At 60.4% G+C, this 22,097-nt stretch carries 19 protein-coding genes and 1 pseudogene; 12 read left to right on the top strand and 8 right to left on the bottom strand.

The features are described from left to right. Nucleotides 1–293: 293 nt before the first annotated feature. The 4 genes from BFD71_RS32520 (at nt 294) to BFD71_RS32505 (ending at nt 2,286) form a co-directional block, all read left to right on the top strand. Nucleotides 294–560, top strand: a complete 267-nt coding sequence (locus BFD71_RS32520) for a BrnT family toxin (RefSeq protein ID WP_069268364.1) — start codon at nt 294–296, stop codon at nt 558–560. After that, a complete protein-coding gene (locus BFD71_RS32515; protein WP_069268363.1) occupies nt 547–849 on the top strand; it encodes a BrnA antitoxin family protein in 303 nt (100 codons plus the stop codon). Before BFD71_RS32520 ends, BFD71_RS32515 begins: the two co-directional genes overlap by 14 nt. 514 nt (nt 850–1,363) lie before the next feature. Next, on the top strand, nt 1,364–1,819 hold the full coding sequence (parS, locus tag BFD71_RS32510; protein WP_069268362.1) for a type II RES/Xre toxin-antitoxin system antitoxin: 456 nt from the start codon (nt 1,364–1,366) through the stop codon (nt 1,817–1,819). After that, entirely contained in the window at nt 1,816–2,286 is a 471-nt protein-coding gene (locus BFD71_RS32505; protein WP_141710877.1) for an RES family NAD+ phosphorylase, read from the top strand. The genes parS and BFD71_RS32505 overlap by 4 nt, the downstream gene beginning before the upstream one ends. A 72-nt stretch (nt 2,287–2,358) precedes the next feature. Here the strand turns inward: BFD71_RS32505 and BFD71_RS40945 are convergent, their stop codons facing one another. Both BFD71_RS40945 and BFD71_RS39665 read right to left on the bottom strand, forming a co-directional pair. Then, complete coding sequence (locus BFD71_RS40945) at nt 2,359–2,760, bottom strand: DUF6283 family protein (protein WP_141710876.1); 402 nt, start codon at nt 2,758–2,760, stop codon at nt 2,359–2,361. Nucleotides 2,761–2,956: 196 nt separating this feature from the next. After that, nucleotides 2,957–3,295 carry an H-NS family nucleoid-associated regulatory protein gene (locus BFD71_RS39665; protein ID WP_406954414.1) on the bottom strand — a complete coding sequence of 113 codons (339 nt, stop codon included), beginning with the start codon at nt 3,293–3,295 and terminating at the stop codon, nt 2,957–2,959. 601 nt (nt 3,296–3,896) lie between these two features. On the opposite strand from BFD71_RS39665, the gene BFD71_RS32500 reads away from it, so the two are divergent. After that, nucleotides 3,897–4,514, top strand: a complete 618-nt coding sequence (locus tag BFD71_RS32500; RefSeq protein WP_069268360.1) for an H-NS histone family protein — start codon at nt 3,897–3,899, stop codon at nt 4,512–4,514. A 578-nt stretch (nt 4,515–5,092) separates the two neighbouring features. On the opposite strand, the gene BFD71_RS32495 is transcribed toward BFD71_RS32500, so the two are convergent. The 3 genes and pseudogenes from BFD71_RS32495 to BFD71_RS32485 all read right to left on the bottom strand — a co-directional run. After that, a complete protein-coding gene (locus tag BFD71_RS32495; RefSeq protein WP_069268359.1) occupies nt 5,093–5,284 on the bottom strand; it encodes a hypothetical protein in 192 nt (63 codons plus the stop codon). A gap of 516 nt (nt 5,285–5,800) precedes the next feature. Beyond that, nucleotides 5,801–6,178 carry a hypothetical protein gene (locus tag BFD71_RS32490; protein WP_256095004.1) on the bottom strand — a complete coding sequence of 126 codons (378 nt, stop codon included), beginning with the start codon at nt 6,176–6,178 and terminating at the stop codon, nt 5,801–5,803. A 421-nt stretch (nt 6,179–6,599) separates the two neighbouring features. Continuing rightward, nucleotides 6,600–7,514 (bottom strand): annotated as a pseudogene (locus BFD71_RS32485) (IS110 family transposase); the annotation flags it as partial. A gap of 393 nt (nt 7,515–7,907) precedes the next feature. Between BFD71_RS32485 and BFD71_RS39655 the strand changes: the two are divergent. Next, nucleotides 7,908–8,204 carry an H-NS histone family protein gene (locus BFD71_RS39655; protein ID WP_083245599.1) on the top strand — a complete coding sequence of 99 codons (297 nt, stop codon included), beginning with the start codon at nt 7,908–7,910 and terminating at the stop codon, nt 8,202–8,204. Between the two features lie 40 nt (nt 8,205–8,244). On the opposite strand, the gene BFD71_RS32480 is transcribed toward BFD71_RS39655, so the two are convergent. Both BFD71_RS32480 and BFD71_RS32475 read right to left on the bottom strand, forming a co-directional pair. Then, nucleotides 8,245–10,713, bottom strand: coding sequence for a hypothetical protein (locus BFD71_RS32480; RefSeq protein WP_069268358.1), 2,469 nt, complete (start codon nt 10,711–10,713; stop codon nt 8,245–8,247). A 67-nt stretch (nt 10,714–10,780) separates the two neighbouring features. Continuing rightward, a complete protein-coding gene (locus BFD71_RS32475) occupies nt 10,781–12,352 on the bottom strand; it encodes an SLC13 family permease (protein WP_069268357.1) in 1,572 nt (523 codons plus the stop codon). 158 nt (nt 12,353–12,510) lie between these two features. Between BFD71_RS32475 and BFD71_RS32470 the strand changes: the two genes are divergently transcribed. The 5 genes from BFD71_RS32470 to BFD71_RS32450 all read left to right on the top strand — a co-directional run bounded on the left by BFD71_RS32470 (nt 12,511) and on the right by BFD71_RS32450 (nt 20,296). After that, a complete protein-coding gene (locus BFD71_RS32470) occupies nt 12,511–13,248 on the top strand; it encodes a GntR family transcriptional regulator (protein WP_069268356.1) in 738 nt (245 codons plus the stop codon). 2,338 nt (nt 13,249–15,586) lie between these two features. Then, nucleotides 15,587–16,807: a GSU2403 family nucleotidyltransferase fold protein gene (locus BFD71_RS32460; RefSeq protein WP_256095003.1), complete on the top strand. Its 1,221-nt coding sequence runs from the start codon at nt 15,587–15,589 to the stop codon at nt 16,805–16,807. Nucleotides 16,808–17,900: 1,093 nt separating this feature from the next. After that, entirely contained in the window at nt 17,901–18,143 is a 243-nt protein-coding gene (locus BFD71_RS39645; RefSeq protein WP_083245596.1) for an H-NS histone family protein, read from the top strand. 86 nt (nt 18,144–18,229) lie between these two features. Continuing rightward, nucleotides 18,230–19,261, top strand: a complete 1,032-nt coding sequence (locus BFD71_RS32455; RefSeq protein ID WP_069268353.1) for an IS110 family transposase — start codon at nt 18,230–18,232, stop codon at nt 19,259–19,261. 633 nt (nt 19,262–19,894) lie between these two features. Further along, nucleotides 19,895–20,296 carry a hypothetical protein gene (locus tag BFD71_RS32450; protein ID WP_141710875.1) on the top strand — a complete coding sequence of 134 codons (402 nt, stop codon included), beginning with the start codon at nt 19,895–19,897 and terminating at the stop codon, nt 20,294–20,296. Nucleotides 20,297–20,779: 483 nt separating this feature from the next. Here BFD71_RS32450 and BFD71_RS32445 read toward each other — a convergent pair whose 3' ends face one another. Beyond that, nucleotides 20,780–21,127, bottom strand: a complete 348-nt coding sequence (locus tag BFD71_RS32445; RefSeq protein WP_069268351.1) for a transcriptional regulator — start codon at nt 21,125–21,127, stop codon at nt 20,780–20,782. A 389-nt stretch (nt 21,128–21,516) separates the two neighbouring features. On the opposite strand from BFD71_RS32445, the gene BFD71_RS32440 reads away from it, so the two are divergent. Then, on the top strand, nt 21,517–22,097 hold a 581-nt coding region (locus tag BFD71_RS32440; RefSeq protein ID WP_256095041.1), incomplete at its 3' end, for an acyl-CoA dehydrogenase family protein.

Genomic DNA, 22,097 nt, shown 5'->3' with positions numbered 1-22,097 from the left:
TGTCCGCTCGTCACCGTGCGGCCGTGCGCCGAAGCCAGTTGCGAGGCTCGCCACACAGATCCGGGTGTATCGTCTCGACGTTCAGTAGCGGTAGCGCCATGGTGCCCCCAAAGAATGCCTGTATATATATACAGTAATCGTGTCGGGTCTGCTCGCAAAAGTCACGCGGTCAGTCGGTGCGTGACTGCTTTATATTCAAATCATGCTGAACTGCGATCTTGCGCCAGGACGCACTTTCTGTAACTCCAGAAAGTCCTTGCGTGCTCCTATTTTTCGACACTACAATAAGTTGCATGCGAATCACATTTGACCTTGCGAAGGACGCGTCGAACCAGGAAAAGCACGGCGTATCACTCGCCGAGGCTGCGCGGCTCGACTGGGATGGGATGCTGGTGGTCCAGGACATTCGGCACGAGTACGGAGAGGATCGGTACAGGGGCATCGCCCTGTTAGGGGGCAGGCTGTATAGCGTGGTTTTCACGCCCCGCGACGAAACCATGCGCATCATCAGCCTGCGCAAGGCGAGTAACACGGAGATTGACGCTTATGAGCAAAGCTAAGCTGACACGCAACACCGCCGCAGAGGAAGCGGCAATCCAGCGCGGAATCGAGTCCGATCCGGACAACCCGGAATGGACGGCTGCGGATTTCGCCAGCGCGCGTCCATTCGCTGAAGTCATGCAAAAGCGCATGGGCCGCCCGCCGAAGGAGAATCCGAAAGAGCAGGTCACGATGCGCTATGACGCAGAGGTTCTGGAGGCGTTTCGTGCAACCGGCGCAGGCTGGCAGACGCGCATGAATGACGCGCTAAAAACCTACCTGAAAGAGCACCCGCTCAAGGCAGCATAAGAAAGCTGTGGAGTGGCTTGTGGTTGAAACGGAGTTCGTCGCGCTCCCTCATATCCATCGTCCAGGTCGGCGTGCTGTTCGTCCCATTTCATGGTGGGAAGATTGTCGTACAACGCATCCATGTGCGCTAAGCCTCATATCAAAAGGTATCCTGAATATCTCGCGAGCGGCGTCCTGGCAATGGGGTCGTGGCCAGGCAGTAGACGGCACGCTTGAATGCCGATCAGGCAGGCGGGGCGCTCGACCGGAACAGATCGGGATGGATTGGCCTCGACGTCCAGTAGTGACAGCGCCATGGTGCCTCCATAAAATACTGTATAAATATACAGCTATCGTAGCTGCTCTATCCTGGAAAGTCACGTCGGAGGCGCCGGTCGGCTGTGCCGGGCTGCGGAGAGCGGATTTGCCGTAAGTCAGCGGTCGCCCGCGATCGGTGCCGCGCAGACTGCACAACAGGCAAGCTCAATCTGTGGCAAAATGCCCGTATTGATTGGGCATTTTGCTTGGAGGGTCCATGGCTACCGTTGAATATCGTCCCACTGGACGGGGCAACCCGCGACATACCGAGTTTTCGCTGCTGGGAAACCTGCTCCAGGCGCACATCCGGTCCGGGAATGACCTTGCTGCGCTCGCGACCGAGCGCGTCGGCGTAGAGGTGCTCGACCGCCTGGGCGAGCACGGCCTCAAGGCTGAAGAGCTGCTCTTCATCATTCCGCGTCGAACGCTCTCACATCGTCGCCAGAATGGTGAGCGGCTCTCGACTGACGAGTCGGACAAGGCCATCCGCCTTGCAAGGATCGTTGCACAGGCGGAGACGGTCTTTGGAAATCCGGAAAAAGCCATGAACTGGCTTCGCGGCAGCAAAGATCGATTCGCCGGGAAAACGCCGCTTGAGATGGCCGCAACTGAACACGGTGCACGGCTTGTCGAGGATGCACTGGTTCAGATCGACGAGGGATACTTCGCCTGATGGAATTCTGGAGGATCAGTAATTACGCGGACCTTCGCGGCATAGGCGGGTTGAGGGCGTCTGGCCGGTGGCATTACCAGGGGCAACCCGTCGTCTATCTGGCGGAAAATCCCGCGCTTGCGCTGCTTGAGACCATGGTGCACCACGAATTCGGGTCTCCGCAGGCGTTGCCTGATAACTATCAACTGCTTCGCGTGGAAATTGCGGAGGGCGCCGCGATCGCGGAACTCACGGCAAACGTTATCCCGGATGACTGGCGTGAGAACGCGGACTGGACGCAGGCCGCCGGTAGCGAATGGCTGGCAGCCGGGCAGGAACTGCTCCTTAAGATGCCAAGCGCCATCCTCCCTCATTCGTACAACTATCTGTTTAATCCCGCCCAGCCCGGAGCAGGCTCGGCGATTGTCGCGGAAGTGCTGAAAGTGCCATACGATCAGAGAATTCGGGCTATCCTGGGTGATACGTAAGCGTGGCCGACTTACTGGAGCCCATTCGCGTAGCGGGCAAGATGATGTTCATCACCGGGGCAGGCGGTTGGATCACCCGATTTTCACTGCAGACTCATCTCCTTTGGCCTCGTCTCCAGAATTCGACGTTGCACGCAGCTTGTCCAGCACTTCCCGATAGCTGTCATGCAGTTCTGGCCAGTCTACGCCAGGCTCCAGTGCCGCTGAATCAAGTCGACCAGAGACCACTGCCAGGCGCACTGCGGGATGGTGGTGTCCGACTTTCGCCAACCATCCCGCGCACGCGAATTCCTCTCCTTCCCTGGATTGATGGCACGCAAACATGCTGGCTCCAAAATCGGGCCCCATGCCGCGGTCATCAGGGCACGTATCGGCCAGCTTCTCTGCCAGAGCGAGATCGAAGTTTGGAATATCTCCTGCACCCGCAGCGCGACGCCAGGGACATGATGCGCAAGGCTTTCCTGATGTTTTCATGATTCAATCGTTGCCCTTAACTTGGTCGGACTCCGGAATTCCAACTTCTTGCGTCCAGAAATGGGGCGCAGCCTTTCACCCTGTAACAGTATTTGCGCCCCTCATCTGCCAGGAATGAAATCGCGTAAACGTCCGAACCGATGGGGCAACGAGGGTGATTCCTGACGCTGGATTCTAGCTGGTTCCGGTCCAGCTCTCAGGCGCCAACGCCCTCTGTTTTGATTTTCGCCAGTCTGGTGCCGGCAAACGGGTCGTTGCGCCAGTCGGCACCGGCGCGTTTGCCAGGTTCCTGGGTCGATGCCGAATCAATTGCAAAATGCTCAAGAGACTGTCCGGCGCTGGTCGCCTGGACCACCCATTGTGGCGGAGCGCCTTTGCCGTCCCATGAATTGCCAGAGGCGTCGCGGAAACGCACTGCCCGCAACCGCTCCTGATCTGCCGCAATTGACGTGGCGATGTCTTCCGGTTTGATTCCAAATTCAGCCATCCGCCGCCGTAGATAGGCAACGATGCTTTCGCGCTTTCTTTCATCCATTCGGTGTACTCTCCGCGCAACAATCTGTTGTTGAGCAGGTAATTGCAAATCGCGTGCCGCCAGGATACCACGCGACCCAACGCTGCCCATGCTGCAGGCGCGAAGAGGGTGGAGCACTTTTAATCGTTTTGCTGGGAACGGCACACGGCAGGTGTCGCGACTGGCGACAGGTGTGAACCCAGTATAAATCAATCCGCAAGCGACGCCAGGTTTGCTTGCGCACCTTACGTCATCTTTTGTAGCGTGAACGATTCATCCTGTGGAAAGAAGAGGAGCTTCGCTCACAGGATCGATGATTCGTGCGTACATGTCTGGACAATTGAGAATTGAGTGTTTTGCTGCAAGGTAGCATTCGAACGGAAAAGGAGCGTTGTAGTACCCGCCGGCAACACCGGACGCAGCTCAATTTTAATCTCCAGTGACAATTTAAATCGCTGCGCACCGTGCGATAAATTTGCACGAGCGTACTGATGAAGTCATAATCACGACCGCGACGATGGCGTCAATTCTGACGGGCAGACCGAACTTCGAAGTGCCTGGGAAATAAGCCAGGGAAGTTCCAGGATCGCATGGACGGTAAACCCCACAGGGAGGAATAGACATGGTTACCTTGGACGCAATCAACTCGAAAATTGCAAAACTCCAGAAGCAGGCAGTAGCGATTGCCGAAAAGCAGTCGTCGGTGGGCCTGACCAAAATCCGTGAACTGATGCACAAGCACGGACTGACTGTTGCCGATATTGAAGGCTTTGTCGCTAAACGGCGCGGTCGCAAGCCGGCTACGGGTGCGAAGGCAGCAGCAAAATCCCCGCGGGCGGCCGTGCATCACGTTGCGCCGAAATACGCGGATCCGAAAACGGGCGCGACCTGGTCGGGCCGAGGACTTGCACCGCTCTGGATTCGCGATGTCAAGGATCGTTCGAAATTCCTGATCGAAGCCGGTGCAACGGCAAAGGTCGCCGGCGTCAAGGCTGCTCCCGCGAAGAAGGCTGCTCCTGCGAAGAAAGTTGCCGCGAAACGTGTCGTGGCTAAAAAGGCAGCGAAGACGACGGTCGCGACGAAAAAGGCTGGCCGGGCAGCGGCTGTTCCCGCAAAGGGTGTGCGTGGACGCAAGGCTGCAGCACCCGCGAAAAAGGCTTCGGCGCCGCGCAAGGTTGCAGCCAAAAAGGCACCGGCCGCAGTTGAGACTACAGCGACGCCTGAAGTCGCCGCGGCGTAACGGGGAACGGGCGATCCAGTCGTAGCTGGCGGAGCAAGATGCCGAACGCAGTGCTTTGGCGTCCCGCTACGACTGATCACTCAGGACCCCTTGTGCATCGCCTCCGTCTGGGCGACGCCACGTATGTACATGAGGAAGCACGGACACAGAACCGTACGCCTTCAACCCGATGGCACACCGTTTCGAGCTTGTTTCTCTAGCGTTGCCGGCTGATTGTCCACCGGAGTCGATTCCTTCGGTGGTCAGTCGGCTGATCTCGCTCGCGTGGCCGGGTATGAGCCGTGCACAGCTCGTGGACCGTGCTCGTCGGCTCGACATGCATGCTTCGCTGCGGGCGCAGCCCGGTATCGGACCGGATGGGCTGACGCAGTTCAGGCTCACGCTCAGCTTTGCGGACGCGCATTTCGTTCTGGTTGCCCACGTACGTCGTCTCGCTCGCCGACGCGCAGGCGCAAGACGCCAGAAACCGTCACTGCCTCCAGCGCGCGATATCAGGCAACCAAGCCTTTTCTGAGTTTTTTCGAGGCCGCGCAACAACGCCGTTCGTCAGGCAGGTGTCACCGCGGGATCACCATCTGCTAGAGAATCATGAGATTGCGAATCTTTCCGATTGTCGGGGAGCGTTCGACGATCAGGCCGGTGATGAACTCCGGCAACAGCGCGCGCGGCACGTTCGCGGGAATATCGGTCACGAGCTGCGAGGGCACCAGAACGATGAATTCTTCCGGCGCGGACGCCAGGCTGTGTTCGTAAGCGACGCGGATTTCCATGTGGTTTTTTTTCTTTGGGGACGTGGTTGTCAGCCGCACAATTTATCGCGCGCAGGACTAAGCAGGGATGTGGACGCAGTGTAGCGCGGGATGCACCTGTCTTCGTTGCATTGAGCGTTACTGGATTGTCTGTTGTGAGCGCTTGCGCGCTTTCCCAGACAATTGCAGGCTGTACCGCTGGCGATCCACTTTACTTCGCGACACACGCGCAGGGTTTGGTCTCTATCTATGGGGGCTGGTTACCATCGGGCTGGCGAATACCAACCGTATGACGTTTGCACGCGACCTTCTCTCGCCCGTGCGTATTCACTTGTCCGGCGAGCTTTCATGCATGTCGCCCTGACGGATCCGTGAATCCGGCACGCGATCCGACGTGAAGTTACCGTGCAACCTGGAGTTGACTGTCGTTGGTGTGCGTGTCTCTCGCAGCCAGAGCAACAAGTTTTCCAAGGTGATCACTCGCCCGGACAACGATCTCCATCCGGGTCGCGCAGAGCTGGCGGTCGTACTCGTTAATCACGTTCGTGAGTCCCGCGACCAACGATTCAGACACATGCCACCTCCGGTGTGATCGGCCTCGCTAAGTACCTCTCCGAGGCCACGCTCAACACTTTCGATCTCCGCGATATCGAGCTGCCCGTGTCCCGCCCGGCTGATGAAGCTCGTGATGATAGCCACCTGCGAGACAAGATTGACGAGGGAGCGGTCCGCCACACCATTGCGCAGACGCTCAAGCGCGATCCGTGCACGCAGTGCGAGATCCGAGGCTTCGTGGCGGGGCATCGGGAGATAGAGCGACTTTGCGTGCGTTCCGGCAACTGGCCGACGCGTGGATCGAGAGTTCTTCTTGTTGGGCATGTCCGGTAGGCGGTTGATCTGGATTTGACACGTCATATTGAGATCGTCACCCCGGGATCAAGAGCGCCCACCCGATTTAATTTGCATGACCGGGTCAGCGAGTTCGGTGGCGGGTCCAGACGAAAGCGGCCGCCCAGTGTGATGGTTCCGGCGGTCCTCTATCACTCCGATGAGTTCGCCCGACGCTGCGCAGCGGACGAACTCATCGGAACGGTGCGTCCGCGCAAGACTGTGTGCCGCGCGGCGAAGCTTCCTGGTCAGGTGGGACTCCCGGGCAAACAGCACCGGGAATCATGAGTACCAGATGCAACTAACCGTCAATCGCCACTTCGAACCACGAACGCCTGTCGGCGGCAAAAATCGACGTGCAGCATGGGACTGACCTGTCAGACCGTACGTCGAGGCCAGGTAAAGTCACGGCGCAAGTGAAAAAGCGCCCAGTTCGGAAGTAGAGATCAGCAGCGCCTGTTCGGGCGGGATGCCGGTAGCTCCAGGCAGATTCCACCAGCAGCTTACGTGCGTAGCTGTTGCCGGTCTTCGTAATGCTGCCTTGCCGTCGTTTCCCACTTGATGAATGTTCTGAAGGCGTCACGCCAATCCACGCCATCAACTGCCGCGGATGTTCGAAGCGCGCGAGGTCGCCCAGCTCCGAAACCAGTCCGATCGCCGACGTAAAGTTGATTCCGCGCATGGCCTGCAGGGCAAGTACGACTGGATAAAACCGCCAGTTAGTTACCGCTTCGCGCAATGCCAGTTCCAGCCGCTCGCATTGCGCGAGCCGGTCTTCAATCGTGCGCCGATGTTCGTTGAACGCCAGTTGCTGCCAGGCGCTGTCGCATGAGAACGTACTTAACCAGCGTCGGTGTGTCGGTCCCCAGTTGGGACGGCCGAGATAATGGACGCCGTGGGCAAGCAGAAACGATTTGAGCCTGCAGCGTGCTGCCTTCAGGTCTTCTCGAGCCGCCGACCAGGCGCGGGTCAGGTCGCGGAACGCTTCGTCTTCAACTGTTGGTACATGTACCGCCGACAAGTCGCCGGCGCGCAAGGAGCGCACCAACTTGATCGCGTCACGGTGGTCCGTCTTGACACGATCACCCGGCCTGCGTGGGGTGAGCGATGGTGCGCAGACCATGCAGTCGAAGCCTTTATCGACCAGCCTTCGATACAGGCCGTATCCGCATGGGCCCGCTTCATAGACAAAGCAGATGTGCCGTGCCTTCTGCTGCAGTCGCTTGCAGAGCCGGTCGACATCAATCTGCATGGCGCCCACCTTGCCGAACAGTTCGACGGTGCCCATGCCGATCGCATAGGCAACCGTGATCGAGTCCTTGTGGACATCAAGCCCCACATACAACGTGCTATCGTCTTCCATGCTGGCCTCCGCGGCGGAATACACCGTTGAGTGGCGGTTCCGTCGCCACTCAATGCGGCTCTGGCAGCCATGCTAACCCGCGCAAACTTCCCCACGGCGGCCAGCCTCGCCGAATGGGAGTCATACTGACTTGCTGAGGCTGCGCGTGAAGCATCTGGCTTTCCATGAATCTGCATACCGCGGTAGGCGGCACCGGCTTTGCTCCTCTCCATCGTGATTCACGACGCCCGAGCGTCCGCCATTGTGGATGGAGTCGCGAGGCACCTCTATCTGCAAAAAAATCCACCGACACCAGCCTGACGCAATGCCCGGCGACCGTCGTCCCAGTTCGGATCAGCGACATACGAAAGTCACTATCATGACCCAGTGATTTCCATATGCGGGAGACGCTTCGTGGCAACGTACAGGGAACTGAGAGCGCAGATCGCCGAGCTGGAGAATCAGGCAGCAGCAGTCCGTCAGGAGGAGTTCGACGCCGTCCTTGCCGATATCCGTACAAAGGTGGCCTATTTCGGATATACACCACAGGACATCTTTGGACGTCGCCGCGGCAGGCCGAGAGGTTCAGGCGGCGCGCTGCCAGCGAAATACCGTGATCCGGCAAGCGGCGCCACCTGGTCTGGCAGAGGGCGCGCGCCGAACTGGATCAAGGACGTCAGGAACCGCGACCGGTTCCTGATTCACAACTAGATGGCGGATTCAAACCGGAGCCGGTCGCTGCGAGCGCTATTCACCTGCGCCCGCGGCGAACCTGGTCAAAAGTAATGAACTGCGCCGACGACCACACCTTGCTGTCGTCACGCTGCCGCCCGAAGAAGTACACCGGACGAAAACCAAACGGCGCGTTCTGCGCGGCAACCTCGACACTGCCCGCCAGATCGACCGGCAACGGCCTGTCGGTCAGTCGCTCGACCGCGACGAACAACTCCGTGCCGCCGAGCGCATATGTTGCGCTACCCCGCGCAAGCAGATCCGCGCCGCGAATCTCGAAGCGAAACGCGGGCGCATGCGCGAATGGATTGCCTGCGAGCGGATCGCCTACCTTCACGAAGCCGTCGATGGTGCCTTCGATCACGATGGTCGCCGCGGCCAGATTGCTCACATCGATCTCGATGCTGTCCGCGTCGCCGTACGTGTCGCTACTGAATTCGATGTCCGTTGCGCCTGTGCGCCACGCGGATTCCTCGACGTGTTCGAAGCCGTGAGAACCGAAGTTGTGAATCGTGCCGTTGAGAATGCGGATGCGGCCACGCCACGCCGCCCAGCGATACCGGTCCCGAATGCGCGCACCACCCCAGCGCACGCGGATCAGACGCTCAGCATAGCCGAGTTCCTCATGCAGGTTCCGCTCCCATATCAGGCCATTGTGGTCATAGGCGGCGACGTATTCCCAGCCGGCGCGTCCGAGCAGGCGGTAATCGAGCGTGGCCGGACCGCGCTGCGTGAACGCGTCGCCTTGCCAGTGATCGCCGCTGCGCACGAGCAGCGCGCTGTGTTCGCCTGTTGTCGCCCACGTGCGGCGTGAGCGTAAGGCCTGGCCGACCGTATGCCGGTCGAGTGCATCGGCGAGCACGCCCGTCAGACCACCATGCACGCCGAATACCTGCACGCCGGGCGCGCCGCCGCCGGGACGTCCGCGATGTTCGTCGCCGCTCGCAGCCACGCCGAGCTGGTAGCCCCGTGCGATGACGTCCTGGTAGAGCCAGCCGAAGTGGCCCCACGTCGAAGCGATTTCGACGAGCCGCTCAAGCTTCGGATGGTGCCAGTCCGGAATGTAGCGCCGCCCGCCAACGTGCGGCATGACGAGGTGGTGTTCGGCGTCGTCGGCGTAGGCATCCCACAGTTCCTCGACGGGCCAGCGACCGAGTTCGACCGCGTTGCCTTTCATGTCCTCGTTCCACACAAGGGTGCGGTTGTGCTCACCGCGCGCGTTGTACGGAAAACCGGGACGTTCGTCGCCGAGAAATACGACGTTGTGGTCGCCACCCGCCGTCGAACTGCCACACCACTCCTGCACGGGATAGACGACGAAGCGGCCGGGTTCGTTAAACTGATCGACGGCCTCGACGCCCAGTTGCCAGTTCGCATCCGTGATCTGGAAGTCGTTCGCTGTATAACCCAGGATGTCGATTCCACCAATATCGCGCGCGTACTGCGCGTTGCATGCGGGACTGTTGGTGCCGACCGTGTCGTGCGCATGGACGTGAAGATCGGCATAGAGTGCGCGCGGGGAGGGCAGTGTGGCGTCGACCGTGAGCCAGGCAACGGCTGCGCGGATTTCCGGTCGCGTGGGCACATCTGCGACGATGTGCAGCGTGCCCCGGTCCGTTGGGAGGTCGTCGAGCGCGAGCGTCGCGAATCCCTGCGTCGGGAATGCATGCTCCCGCTGATAGACCGTTGTGCCTTCTGCGTCGCGGGCGATCACGTTGGCGGTCAAACTGGCGATCGAATTGACGACTACCGGCCGTGCCTTCGCGTTCGCGCCCAGCTCGCGACATGCGTTGCCCCAACGGTCCTGCAACGCAAGGCGAAACGGCGCAGCCTCGCCAGGACGCACGAAGCGCGGCCCGTTGAGTAGTACGTCCGTTGGATCGCCCGGATGGATGTCGATGGCAATGTCGCCAGGCACTGCAACGAAGCGCGACGTGCCCAGCGGATCGACGTAGAGGCGGAAGCGGAAATCGTCTTCGGAAAACGTTTGGATGCGCGTGCCGGGACCCCGTCGGCGATCACCAAGACGGATCACGATGCGGTCGCCTGCGTTCAGATACCCGTCGACGACATCGACGATCACGGCCTTCTGGTACGGCCGCTCGTGGCCTTTCTGGTCGAAGCGCACATTGAGCGCCTGCACCGTGGCGGGACTCTGGCCCGGCACGAGCGGCGCCGCATGATATTCGGCGCTGATGTAGTTCGCCGCGGTGGGGTCGCTTGTCTGGAAAAGCGCCCAGTCCGAGTAGAACTTGAACGCGGTCTTCAGCCACCCGCCATCGGCAATGCCTGACGAGCCGACTTCGTAGTCGAGCACGACTTCGGCCCAGCTGCCCGCTTCGAGTCGCGAAACGCTGCAACGCACGCTGCCGGCGAAGGGGCGCTGTTTCAGTTGTTCATAGAGGCCGGCAGGGGCGACATGCTCGCCAAGGCGCTCGCGCAGGGCACGCGCGCGGGCGTGCAGACCGGTTTCGTTCGATTCGCTCATCTGGGGTGGGTGTCGACAAGACGGGTAAGGGATCGCGCGCACGTGACCATGCGAGTGCGCGCAAGTATCAATGCGCAAACGGCCATGCCGCGGACGCGTCCCAGACGGGCACGCCCATGAACGCATACCACGGTGCGATCACGCACAGCCCGTACAGGATCGCGATCAGCACCGAGACCACGCCAACGCGGGCGTAATCGGCGGTCGTGAACACGCCGCTGCTGTAGGCAATGACGCCCGCCGTGATCTGTGTGGGCAGCAGGTAGGCGAAGCTGTCGGTGTCGCTGACCAGCATCGTGAACGCAACCGGATGCAGGCCAAGGCGCGGAGCGAGCGCAAGCGCGATCGGCGCGATCATGGTGACAGCAGCGACGTTGGACAGCATGCCGATACGGATGATGTGCGTACCGGCCATGACGATGCCAATGGCGAGCCACCAGCCATGACCGTGCGCGACGCGATAGATGTGATCGGCGGCCCATTGGGCGAGCCCCGACGAACTGATCGCAGAGGACAACGAGAGCGCGCCCGCGAGCAGGAACAGCGTGCCCCAGATCGTGCGCTGCTCGACTTCGGCCCAGCCAAAGCGCAGCACGCCTGGCGCGAACAGGATGGCAAGCGCGATCAGCGCGACGATTTCCGACGACAGGTGATGCAGCGGCTCCGTTGCCCACAGGACCGCCACGCCCGCGAACAGGACCAGCACCAGCCAGTCATTGCGCGAGGCAGGCGGGAGTGCGCGACGCATTGTCGCGATGGCGGCGCGTCCGCCGGGAATCTGGACGGCACGAGAGCGGAAATAGTACTGGACCCAGCACTGCGTGATCGCGAACATGCCCAGATACGGCCACTGGAGCTTGAACCACGTGAAGTATGAAATGTGGATCCCGAGCTGCTTTTCGAGCAGGCCTGACACGACCATGTTCGGCAGATGCGCCGTGAGAATGCACATGCCGCTGATCATCGCCCCGTAGACAAGCGACTGGATCACGATGGCCTTTTTCGCGGCATGCTCGCGCGGTGAATCGCCGAACAGGTGGGCGATGCCGTTGGTGACGGGCAGCAGTGCGGCCGAGCGCGCATTCGCGGCCGGCACGACCATCGACATCACGAAGTTGACGGCGAACATTGCCCAGATCACGCCGTTGGCGGTGCGCACCTTCAGGCGCTCGAGCAGCGCCAGCGCAATGCGGCGGTCGAGGCCGCTTGCCTGCATGATCGCTGAAAAGAGGAATGCCGCGAGGCAGAGGAACACGACGGGCGCGGCAAAACCGCTTGCGGCCTTCTGAAACCCCGGACTCGCGTGTGAAAGCACAAGCAGCATCGGTATCAATATGCCGCTCACGCCGACGGGAATGGCCTCGGTCACCCAGACGATCGCGACCCACGCGACCACGGCAAGCGTGGCCTGGCCGTTCGCGTCGAGTCCGGTGGGTGTCGGTATGAGCCACGCGAGCGCGATGAAGGCGAACCATGCGGCCACGAAGCCAAGGCGTGCGCGCAGGAGCGCGGCGCCGCTGCGCGAGCCGGTGTGGCCGTAAGCGCCAGCAGGTAAGGTTTCGCGCGTATGGAGGGCCGCTCCATCATGTGGTGGGCGCTCAAGCGGCGGCGCGTCGAGGATCCTGTCGGTCACGGTCATGCTTTCCTGCGTTCGTTATTCGAGCCGATGCTGCTATCGTCAGTGGGTCTGGATGGCATAATACGTATTAATACAAGTGAGGCCATCCAATTGCTTTTCATATCGATATCGCGAATCGTGTACAGGGCGTGACGCGAGTGCAGCGAGGGACTTGAATCATGTTGGTGCGGGAAGATGTGACGTCGCTCTATGAGCAGATCGCGACGACGCTTGAGCAGGAAATCGGGCAGGGCATCTATGAGCCGTCGGGCAAGTTGCCGTCGGAAGCCGAACTGGGCGAGCGCTTTGACGTGAGTCGGGTGACTGTCCGGCTGGCGCTCGGCCGTCTGGTGGAGACGCACGTCGTGGAGCGCAAGCAGGGCAAGGGCACGTTCGTGAAGCCCCGGCGTCTGCAGCACCGGCTCGACGTGTTGCGCGGCTTTTACGACTCGCTCGCGGCGCAGGGCGCGCGGGCGAGCATGGAACTGCTGCGCATGCAAGCGTGCGCGGTGCCGCCCGGCCTGCGCGAGACCTTCGCCGCCGATGTCACGCATTGTGTGTATCTCGAACGCCTGCACCGCGTCGATCGCGCGCCTGTCGCGCTCGCGCAGACCTGCCTGCTGCCCGAAGCAAGTGTCATTTCGCGCGAGGAGGCGCAAACTCTCCCGTCGTACGAGATGCTCGAACGGCTGCCGGGCTGGCATATCGTCGATGCCGACATGACCATCACGGCGGTTGCCGCAGCGAGCGATATCGCCGCGTATCTGGAAGTGTCCCCGCGTGCGCCGCTGCTCGTGCTGCGCCGGACCTCGCGACTTGCTGACGGGCGTGCGTGCGAGGCGACGGTGTTCCATATTCGCCCTGAGCGTTTCGATCTGGCGGTACGCAGCGGGCTTGAGGCGCGGGTGGTCGGATAACGACGCCAGGCGCGGGTCACCCTGCGGGGGACCTTCGTGCCTGGATCTTTGCCGATGTTATGGATTCCAAAAAATGTCGGCAACTGGCGTTGTGCGACCGCTCGCTACCAGGGAGGGGAAGAGACTGGCGCAGTCGCGAACGCGCGGAATCTGGCCTGCGGCGTAAGCGTCGTTGCCGTCGATCAGGATAGCCGTGTAATTTCCCGCGCACCATGACTGTGCGCGGCTGAATCGGACAATGCTGACTGCTCCAGGGACCTCCGTTGTAAAAAAATTCTCGCGGCGAAAACGCATAATTTGTATGAAGAAATAAATGATGCCGCCGATAACCGAGTCAGGTACTGCGCTGTTCGCGTGCCCGGGCGTCAGGGCCAGACATCCATCGCACCATGAAACCTGACTTGCACGTGCTCGTTTAATCGATACAGGGTTGCCGGCCTTTTCGGGATTGATACCGCGTCGAACTGGGCACGAACCCGCTTGTCCGTCTCGGTATCGGCATCTGGATGATGCGTAGCGTCACCCGGCAACTGGGTACCGAGCCTTCGACCGCCGCCGCCGTGGCCAGAAGCGTGGCCACACCCTGCTCGAACGCCAGCTGGTTGCCCTGGAGACACTTGGCGGGGCCATACGGCCTCGCGTTACGCGGGACGGCGATTCGCTCCTTCGTACCCTCGCTCGGCTGCACTGAAACGTTGATACCGTGGCGCGTGAGTGGGCGGTGTGATGCCTGAGCCGTCGCGATCAGCTCCGGCCTGCATCTGCCCGAAGCTGCCTGCGGGCACTGCATGCATTCGACGTGTGAGGCGCGTGCGCTGTCACAACAGCTGCGTCACCAGACTGACCGACCGCCAAAGAACATTTCTGCGCCGCGGGGATTCCCGAAGTCCAGAGTCACACTGCGTCCTGGGATCCGGCATTTCAACAGTTTCGCGTCGGCGAGCGGGCGAATGACTCGTCGCTAACCTACGCGGACGTTTCGACGGGCGCGCGACAGGCCAAAGCCCGGCACGTGCGCGTGCGTTTAGCGGAACGGGGAAGAAGAACTCACTGCATGTTGTGAAACCGGTGTGGACCGACCATACTTCCCTGTAGCGGAATGCTGGAGTCGTATATTTTTAAGGCCTGTCCCGTAGGCTAGGACTCCCAAAGTCGACGCGGTTATCCGACGCGCCGTTGCGCGACTTGCGCTGCCCGTCGTGTCCTGCTCCGCGGGTGGAACTGCGGTCGCAGGCGGGCAGCCTGGCGCGCTTCGCTCTAATGGGAACACGCGGTTGAGCCGGCCCGAACCGCAATGCTGAGCCAGTATTGGACGATTATCTCCAGCATCGTTGCGCGACGCACCACGGGATCTACACTGCGCCGGACATCTTCGCGCTTTCGAGGGATGCATCCCTCCGTTCCGGACCGTGGACGTGCCGACCACGTTGGCGTGCCGCTTTGTCACCCAGGCTGCGGCGCCGCGCTGCGTGTGCCGGTCCTTGACGGAGACGGTCATGCAAGGGCCATCGGATAGCTGGCGCCGGGCAATGCGGCGCGTCACTTGCGCGGCGTCTTTTTTCCGCAGGCCTCGGCATTGAAAATTATCAAACAATTGACCGGGATTCCAGCCTGGCCATCTCGTGGACGGCGATTCGCTAGCGCTCACGTCCTTCGCGGGATGAATGGACAGCGCAATACGGAGCGGATGGTGCAGGACACGACTCTTCAGGAACGCGAACCTGCACGAATGGGCCTGTACGGCCAGCTCGCGCGGCTGGAGCGCCGCTTCGCAGTAACCGTAAGCCGCAGGAGGGCAGCGATGACGACGTTGATACGTAGATACTTCGTGTGCGTCAACGGACACGACGGCGAAGAGGTGGCGTGCGATGACGATGAACCGTACTCTTCTCAGTGGGACTCGATTCGCACGACCGGACTGGTGAACAACGGCAGGGACTCGCACGGATACGCCTCTTATACATGCAAGACGTGCGGCGAGCTCATGTCGGAAACCGGGAAAAGGTGATTGATAGAAAGCCAGAATCGTGGCTCGACGTTCTGCATGGACGTGCGCGATCGACTGCCGCAACCGGAATTTGAAAAACGTAAGTTTGCGTCATTCTCTTCATCAATCGGCTAACAGGCTTCGAAGTCCTGCATCTGGTGAGACCCGATGCCCGCGCGCAGGCATTGGGTGGCCCTCGGCGTGCTAAAGCACGCGGACGGGGCCACAGACGTTGGCCCAGCGATGCGCCGGAACATGAATTCGAGACGTCGGCGATTCGTCAGCCGGTGCGTGGTGAGAAGTCCGACAATGAGGTCGCGGACCGGGCATGGCCCGAACAAATCCTAACCGATGCGCCCGGTACCGCCGGGTAACCTTGTACCGTTCGCCTGGGGTATCGGACAGGCGAGGGGTTGGTGGCCTGAGGAATTCCAAGTTGATTGCAGTAATTTTCATAAAATTACTGCAATCACGAACTCGCCTTTTGCAGTAAAATCCAAAAAATTACTGCAATTTTCTGGCATGCACGGACTTCCTCTTTACCAGCGACACGATCAGGCATTTTGCTCCCAGTACGCGAACGTCGAGCAGGCGGCCGCCAGCCAGGGGCGGGTTCTCGTGGGTGCGCCGGGCACGATCACCGAGCACCATCGCGGGAACGCTGTCTACTACTATCGGCAGTTCATGAACGCGGAGGGCAAGCGGCAGCAGGAGAGTCTTGGCGGACCCAAGGGCGATCCGGCGGCCGAGGAGCGCGTCGCTGCGGTGATGGCACAGATCGAGCAGTCCAAAGACCTCATCAGCCGCATTCGGGAGCTCGCGAAGCTCGGCTTCCAGATTGCCGACAACAAGACCTACGCGACCATGGCGGTCCTCCACAATTACGGACTTTTCGAGGCCGGCGCGGTGCTCGTGGGCTCTCACGCGTACGCGGTTCTGCTCAACAGCCTTGGCATCAAGGCGCTTGCCTACGAGACCGAGGACATCGATATCGCGCGCGCCCGCCAGCTCGCGCTACAGGGTGTGCCGTCAGGTGGCCTGCTCGAAATCCTGAAAGAAACCGGAATCGACTTCGTGCCGGTGCCGGGGTTCAACAGGGGCGATCCGTCCACGTCGTTCAAGCAGGCGGGTCGGACGCGTTTTCACGTCGATCTGCTTGTGCCTTCGAAGGACAACACATTTCCGACCGTCGCTGTTCCAGAGCTCGGTGCGCATGCGAGCGGCATGCCTTATCTCGCCTACCTGCTCGGCCAGTCCCACATGGGCACGCTGCTTTCAAGGCACGGCGCGGTGCCGGTTCGTGTGCCGGACCCCGCACGCTTCGCGATCCACAAGATCCTCGTTTCACGCTTGCGCACCAACATGCTGGTCAAGTCGCAGAAAGATATCCAGCAGGCGTGCGTGATGCTCGCGATGCTCGGCGAGCACAGAAGCGGCGATATCGAGCTCGCCTGCTCGAATCTCCCGAGGTCTGCGCGCCCAATGGTTCGCCGTGCGCTGCCCGATATACGCACCATGCTCGAGGCTCACGAGGGAGCGCTATTCGAATTTGAGGAAAGCATTGCCGCCTGACGGGCCATGTCGCGCTCCGACTGGCCCGGAATACGTATGATCAACCCCCGTGCTGTATGCCATCCCGTCACCGCGCGTTCCGTGTGTGGATGCCGTCATTCCGGTTGTTCGCGCATCCCACAGGCACTGTCCTTCAATGGCGTCGCGTCGGATCCTTAGCCAGCTACCGTGCACCGAATATGAGTACGGGCTGGACTACGGACGCGTTCAATAGATTACGCAAAACAGTCTGGGCGGCCGTTGAAATTGCAATCATTCGAGCTGTAATGTCGACTCTGGTGAAACTTCATCGTTGGTCACTGAGTGTCGTCACCTCATATCAATTCGTATAGCGAATTAATTGTGCGACAGCCGGCGAGGAATGCCAGATAGTCCAATCATTCTCTGCATGGCTGACACACGATTTGCGTGCTGCCCGGCTCAAGGATGTGAATACGGATTCTGAAGCGGTGACGGGTGGATTGGATGGTGCCGATGGTGCTGCCGGTGCTTCGACTTCGATTTCGCCTTTGGTTGGGACTCTAACGTCGGTTTCGTGTGCGGATGCGGCTCACCCTGGGGCAGCGGCTCCGTAGTCTGGGCTGCGGGCAGTGGCGGAGGAGAAGTGGTACGAGCACGTTGCGGCGAGTCCTGGCCTTCGCCGAAGTGAAACGTCTGCGAGGCTTGCGCGTAAGCGGTGGTGGACAGCGGCACTGCCATCAGTAACAGGAATTTCGAAAGCTTCATGCGTGTTCCCTTTGGGCGGACGCTTCAGGATAACGCAATGCGCAGCCTTTGCCGCCTTGTCCTGTTCATTGCTCGCGTGGCCGACAAGGTGTGCGCGGTGTTCAAAACTGCATGATGCGCCGCTTCAAGGGTCCGTCGTGTCCGCCGACCCTCGTAAAAAGCGCTGGAACGAACTGGCCACGCGTCAGTCCATCCCTGCAAAAGAGTGTGAACGTTCGTCATGGAACGGCCGCCGAATATTGCCCGTGATTTGCGAATTCGCGGACACAGGCCCAAGGCCGGACTCGTCGATCGGTCATCCCGATTCGGATCAATGCCGTGACAAAGTCACTATCATGACCGCGAGGACTCCACATGGGGGAAGTCCGTGGCAACGTACAAGGAACTGAAAGCACAACTTGACGAACTCAAGAGTCAGGCGGCCGCTATGCGGCAGCAGGAGTTCGACACGGTGCTTGCCGATATACGTGCAAAGGTTGTGGAGTTCGGATATACCGAGCGGGATATCTTCGGGAGCCGACGCGGCAGACCAAGGGTCGCGCACGGTCCACTGACTGCGAAATATCGCGATCCTGCTACCTGGTCCGGGCGGGGACGCGCGCCAAACTAATGGAATGGGCGCCCCCACCCGAAACGGCATCGGTGTGCCAAAGTGGAAGTGTCGAAGCTACCACTTAATCGAGGAGGGCGCCCAACATGAAGATTACGACGATTGGCATTGATTTGGCAAAAACCGTTTTTGCAATTCATGGCGTGAATGAGCACGGTCGAGCCGTGCTGAAGAAAGTGCTAAAGCGTGATCAGATGGCGGCGTTCTTTGCCAACCTGCCGTGTCTTATAGGAATGGAGGCATGTGGTAGCGCCCATTACTGGGCTAGAAAGCTGCAGGGCATGGGACATACTGTGCGCCTGATGGCGCCGCAGTTCGTGAAGCCGTATGTGAAGGCAAACAAAAATGATGCCGCGGATGCCGAGGCTATCTGCGAGGCCGTCGCGCGGCCGAACATGCGCTTCGTCCCGATCAAGAACGTTGAGCAGCAGTCGGTGCTGTCGCTGCATCGCGTCCGTCAAGGTTTCGTTCGGGCGCGCACCGCACAAGCTAACCAGATACGCGGTCTGCTAAGTGAGTTTGGGCTTGTTATCCCACAAGGAATCACACACCTCGCCGGGCGAGTACCCGGCTTGCTCGAAGACGCGACCAACGAATTGACAGGATCCTTTCGGCAGCTGATTGAGCGTCTCCTGGAACACGTGAAGGAACTCGACCGCCAGGTCCGTGAGCTGGAAGCGCAAATCCGGGTGATGCACCGCGAAAACGAAGTCAGCTGCAGGCTCGCGCGCGTGCCGGGCATTGGTCCGATTACTGCGAGCGCGCTAGTGGCCTCTATCGGTGATGCCAAGAGCTTCGCAAACGGGCGCCAGCTTGCTGCATGGCTGGGTCTGGTGCCCAGACAGAACTCCAGTGGCGGCAAGAATGTGCTGCTGGGCATAAGCAAGCGAGGCGACACCTATTTGCGGACGCTGTTGATACATGGAGCGCGTTCAGTCATCTACGCGGCCAATCGGAAAGAAGATAAGGAGAGCTGGTTGCATAACTTGCTGCAGCGGCGCAACGCGAATGTTACCGCGGTAGCACTCGCAAACAAGAACGTGCGCGTCGTGTGGGCACTATTGACTCATGCACGCGAGTTCCGAAGTGACTACATGGCGAGCGCGAGTGCGGCATAAACTTCGATGCACCTATAAATTGTAACGAACAGCAGGAGACTTCAGCCGATTGCACAGGCTATCAAGATGTGATGGCGAGATAGGTAAGACCGTGGTCAAGAAAATCTGATTGATCCAGTGTGCGCGAGAGCACGCCAAACTGATGAGACCTTGACCAGCAAATTCCATCAGGGACCGCCGGCGAGTGCCGTGCGAAGTCCGAATGCATGGCTGCAATCTTGACCTATAACCTGTCACAAACTGAGCGCTTGGCAAACTGGGGGCGTCCATGCATGGATCAAGGACGCGAAGAATCGCGACCGGTTCCTGATTTACAAATAGATCACCTCGGCGGGCATCGATAACAATCGCATGCCCGCGGCCAATACTTGAATAAAAGCCATTCCTGTTTGCGGGCCCACCCGCCACGATTCGGAAAGATATGAGACGCATATTCGAGTTGCTCGGTGCAGGAATTTAGTCTCATTGATGTCAGTGGGAGCAAAGCGCCCTGGCATGTCCGTATGGCGCTTCCCCGCGTCCCGGGCGCCTGATCAAGTGTGACGGACAGGGCCGCGTCGCTTCATCCCCATGGCAGACCCTTGCACGCAGCGCAGCCATTCGTTATTATTTTTATAACGAATGGAGATCAGCATGGCTACGCTGCACCCGGGCCTTCCGGAATTGAATCTGCCTTCGCGTCAGGGTGGCAGTCCGTCAGTCAGTTCATGGCTGCTGTCCTACCCGATGTTTCGCGACGCCCTGCAACGCGAGGAAACGGATTTTGTCGCACTGCCGTCGTATGAAACGCTCTGTTCGATATTTCCTGCGGCCCGGGTGCCTCTTGTGGCGAGACCTCCGTGCCTGCTCAGTCCCGGCGTGGGCTTTTTCCTCGAGGGTTGGGCGCGCTTTCTCGCGTACTGGTCCCGCAATGACAGGACGATCCCGTTGCTTGCCGTCGACTGGCAGGCCCTGTATGGGCGCCTGACTGACGATCCGCCCAACGGCGCCAAAGCCGCGGCGAAAATCCGGCCATCGCTTTTCTGCATGGCGTGAGGCGACGTAACTACGTCTGGTCCGCGGCGGTGGGCGCTCCTGCAGGCGTTACATCGGGTCTGGATGTTCTGGAACCTGCTTTTGTCGAAACCAGATGCACTTGCTGGCGGCTCACCGCAGCCTCGAGACGGTAGCGGGGCCCTTTTTGTGACAGGCGCAAAAATACCGAACTAAGCTTCCCCTGGGCGTTGTTTTAAGCCACTGCCAGGTTGCCTTGGCCTCGCAAACCCGGTATGTTTACTGTTCCAAAAGTTATGACGGTTTGTGAAAACCCGAGCTTTTGGCGTGTGTTTGCGAACCCACTGCCCGATATGGTCCGTGGGTTCTTTTTTAGTTACTTCGGATCGCGAACGATTTCTGTGCGATTGGGAAGGCCGCTCGCAATCACGCAGCACGGCTGAACGGGGACAACTGCCTTGATTAGCCGATCCGGGCAGAACGCCCTCTATTGGCGGGCTCGGGATCGCGGGGTATGCCGCCGGCTCAGGTGCCCTTCGCTGCCTTCGAGAGCGCTTCGGCGAGCTTGTCGAAGTAGCGCAGCGCGGCAGGCGTGAGTTCGATCTGCTTGCGCCGGGTGTCCTCGGTGTCGGAGAGGGTGAGCCATCCTTTCTCGCGCATGGACGCGATGCGACCGTGAAGTGTCGCAGGAGAGCCCAGTTCACCGTGTCCAATCATGTCCCGGACCGACAACCGGTCCTTGTTCTGTGACGCGCGAGCCACGAACTCGAGAATCTTCTCTTCAAGCGGATCAAGCGCTGGCAGCGTGGGCAAGCCACGAATGGCTTCAGTCAGTTGCAGGAAACGAAGATAGATGTCTGCAGGTCGTTTCATCGCTTTCGCCCATACGCGATGGGTGCGCACGCCGCGAAGGCGCGGGTCAGCTATGATTGGGGAAGGAAAAGCGAATGGAACAATTATACCGTCGTGGGAAGCTTGCGCTTACATTTCTGGTCCATAGCTGGCGGCTGGCCGCACTGTCGCGAAACAGGCGGGCAGCGATGACGCCAGTGACCAGTCCGGGCATCACGAGATCGCTCAGGCATCGCTGCAAATCCAGCAGTGAATCAGCTGCATGCTGTTGCTGAACCAGCAACACGCATGCGGTTTTCCCGACCTGCGCACACCTGGTCCCCGGCCAACGATTGGCATGACTTCTGCTTTATCGGTAAGGAACGAGGCCCGAACACGGGCCACCCATCAAGCCGGTACCTGGAGCCCCTATTACCGCATTGAATCTCGCCAGCACGGTGGCACTTGCTCCCGTTCTTTCTCCCGGTACGGATTACGAGCGTCTCGCTTCACGTTTTCGACCCGTTTTCGCCCGCATCGCAGAGGGCGTGCTCGAGCGTGAGCGCGATCGCAGCCTGCCCTATGAGCAGATCGAATGGCTCAAGGCCGCCGGATTCGGCGCCGTTCGCGTGCCGGTCGAGCATGGTGGCGCGGGGGCTTCGCTGCCGCAACTGATTCAGCTGCTGATCGAACTGGCCGAGGCGGATTCGAATTTGCCGCAGGCACTGCGCGGCCACTTCGCGTTCGTCGAGGACCGGCTCAACGCGGAGCCAGGCCCGGCGCGCGACGTCTGGTTCAGGCGATTTGTCGACGGCGAACTGGTGGGAAACGCCTGGACCGAAGTCGGCAGCGTGGCGATCGGCGACGTGATCACGCGCGTGTCACGTGATGGCGCACGCTGGGTGGTGAACGGAGAGAAGTACTACAGCACGGGCAGCATCTTCGCTGACTGGATCGACGTGTTTGCGCGCCGCGACGACACGGGCGAAGACGTGATCGCGGCCGTGCGCGC

Source organism: Paraburkholderia nodosa (assembly GCF_001718195.1).
Lineage (GTDB): Bacteria > Pseudomonadota > Gammaproteobacteria > Burkholderiales > Burkholderiaceae > Paraburkholderia > Paraburkholderia nodosa_A.
This window is presented reverse-complemented; position numbering and strand designations above follow the sequence as displayed.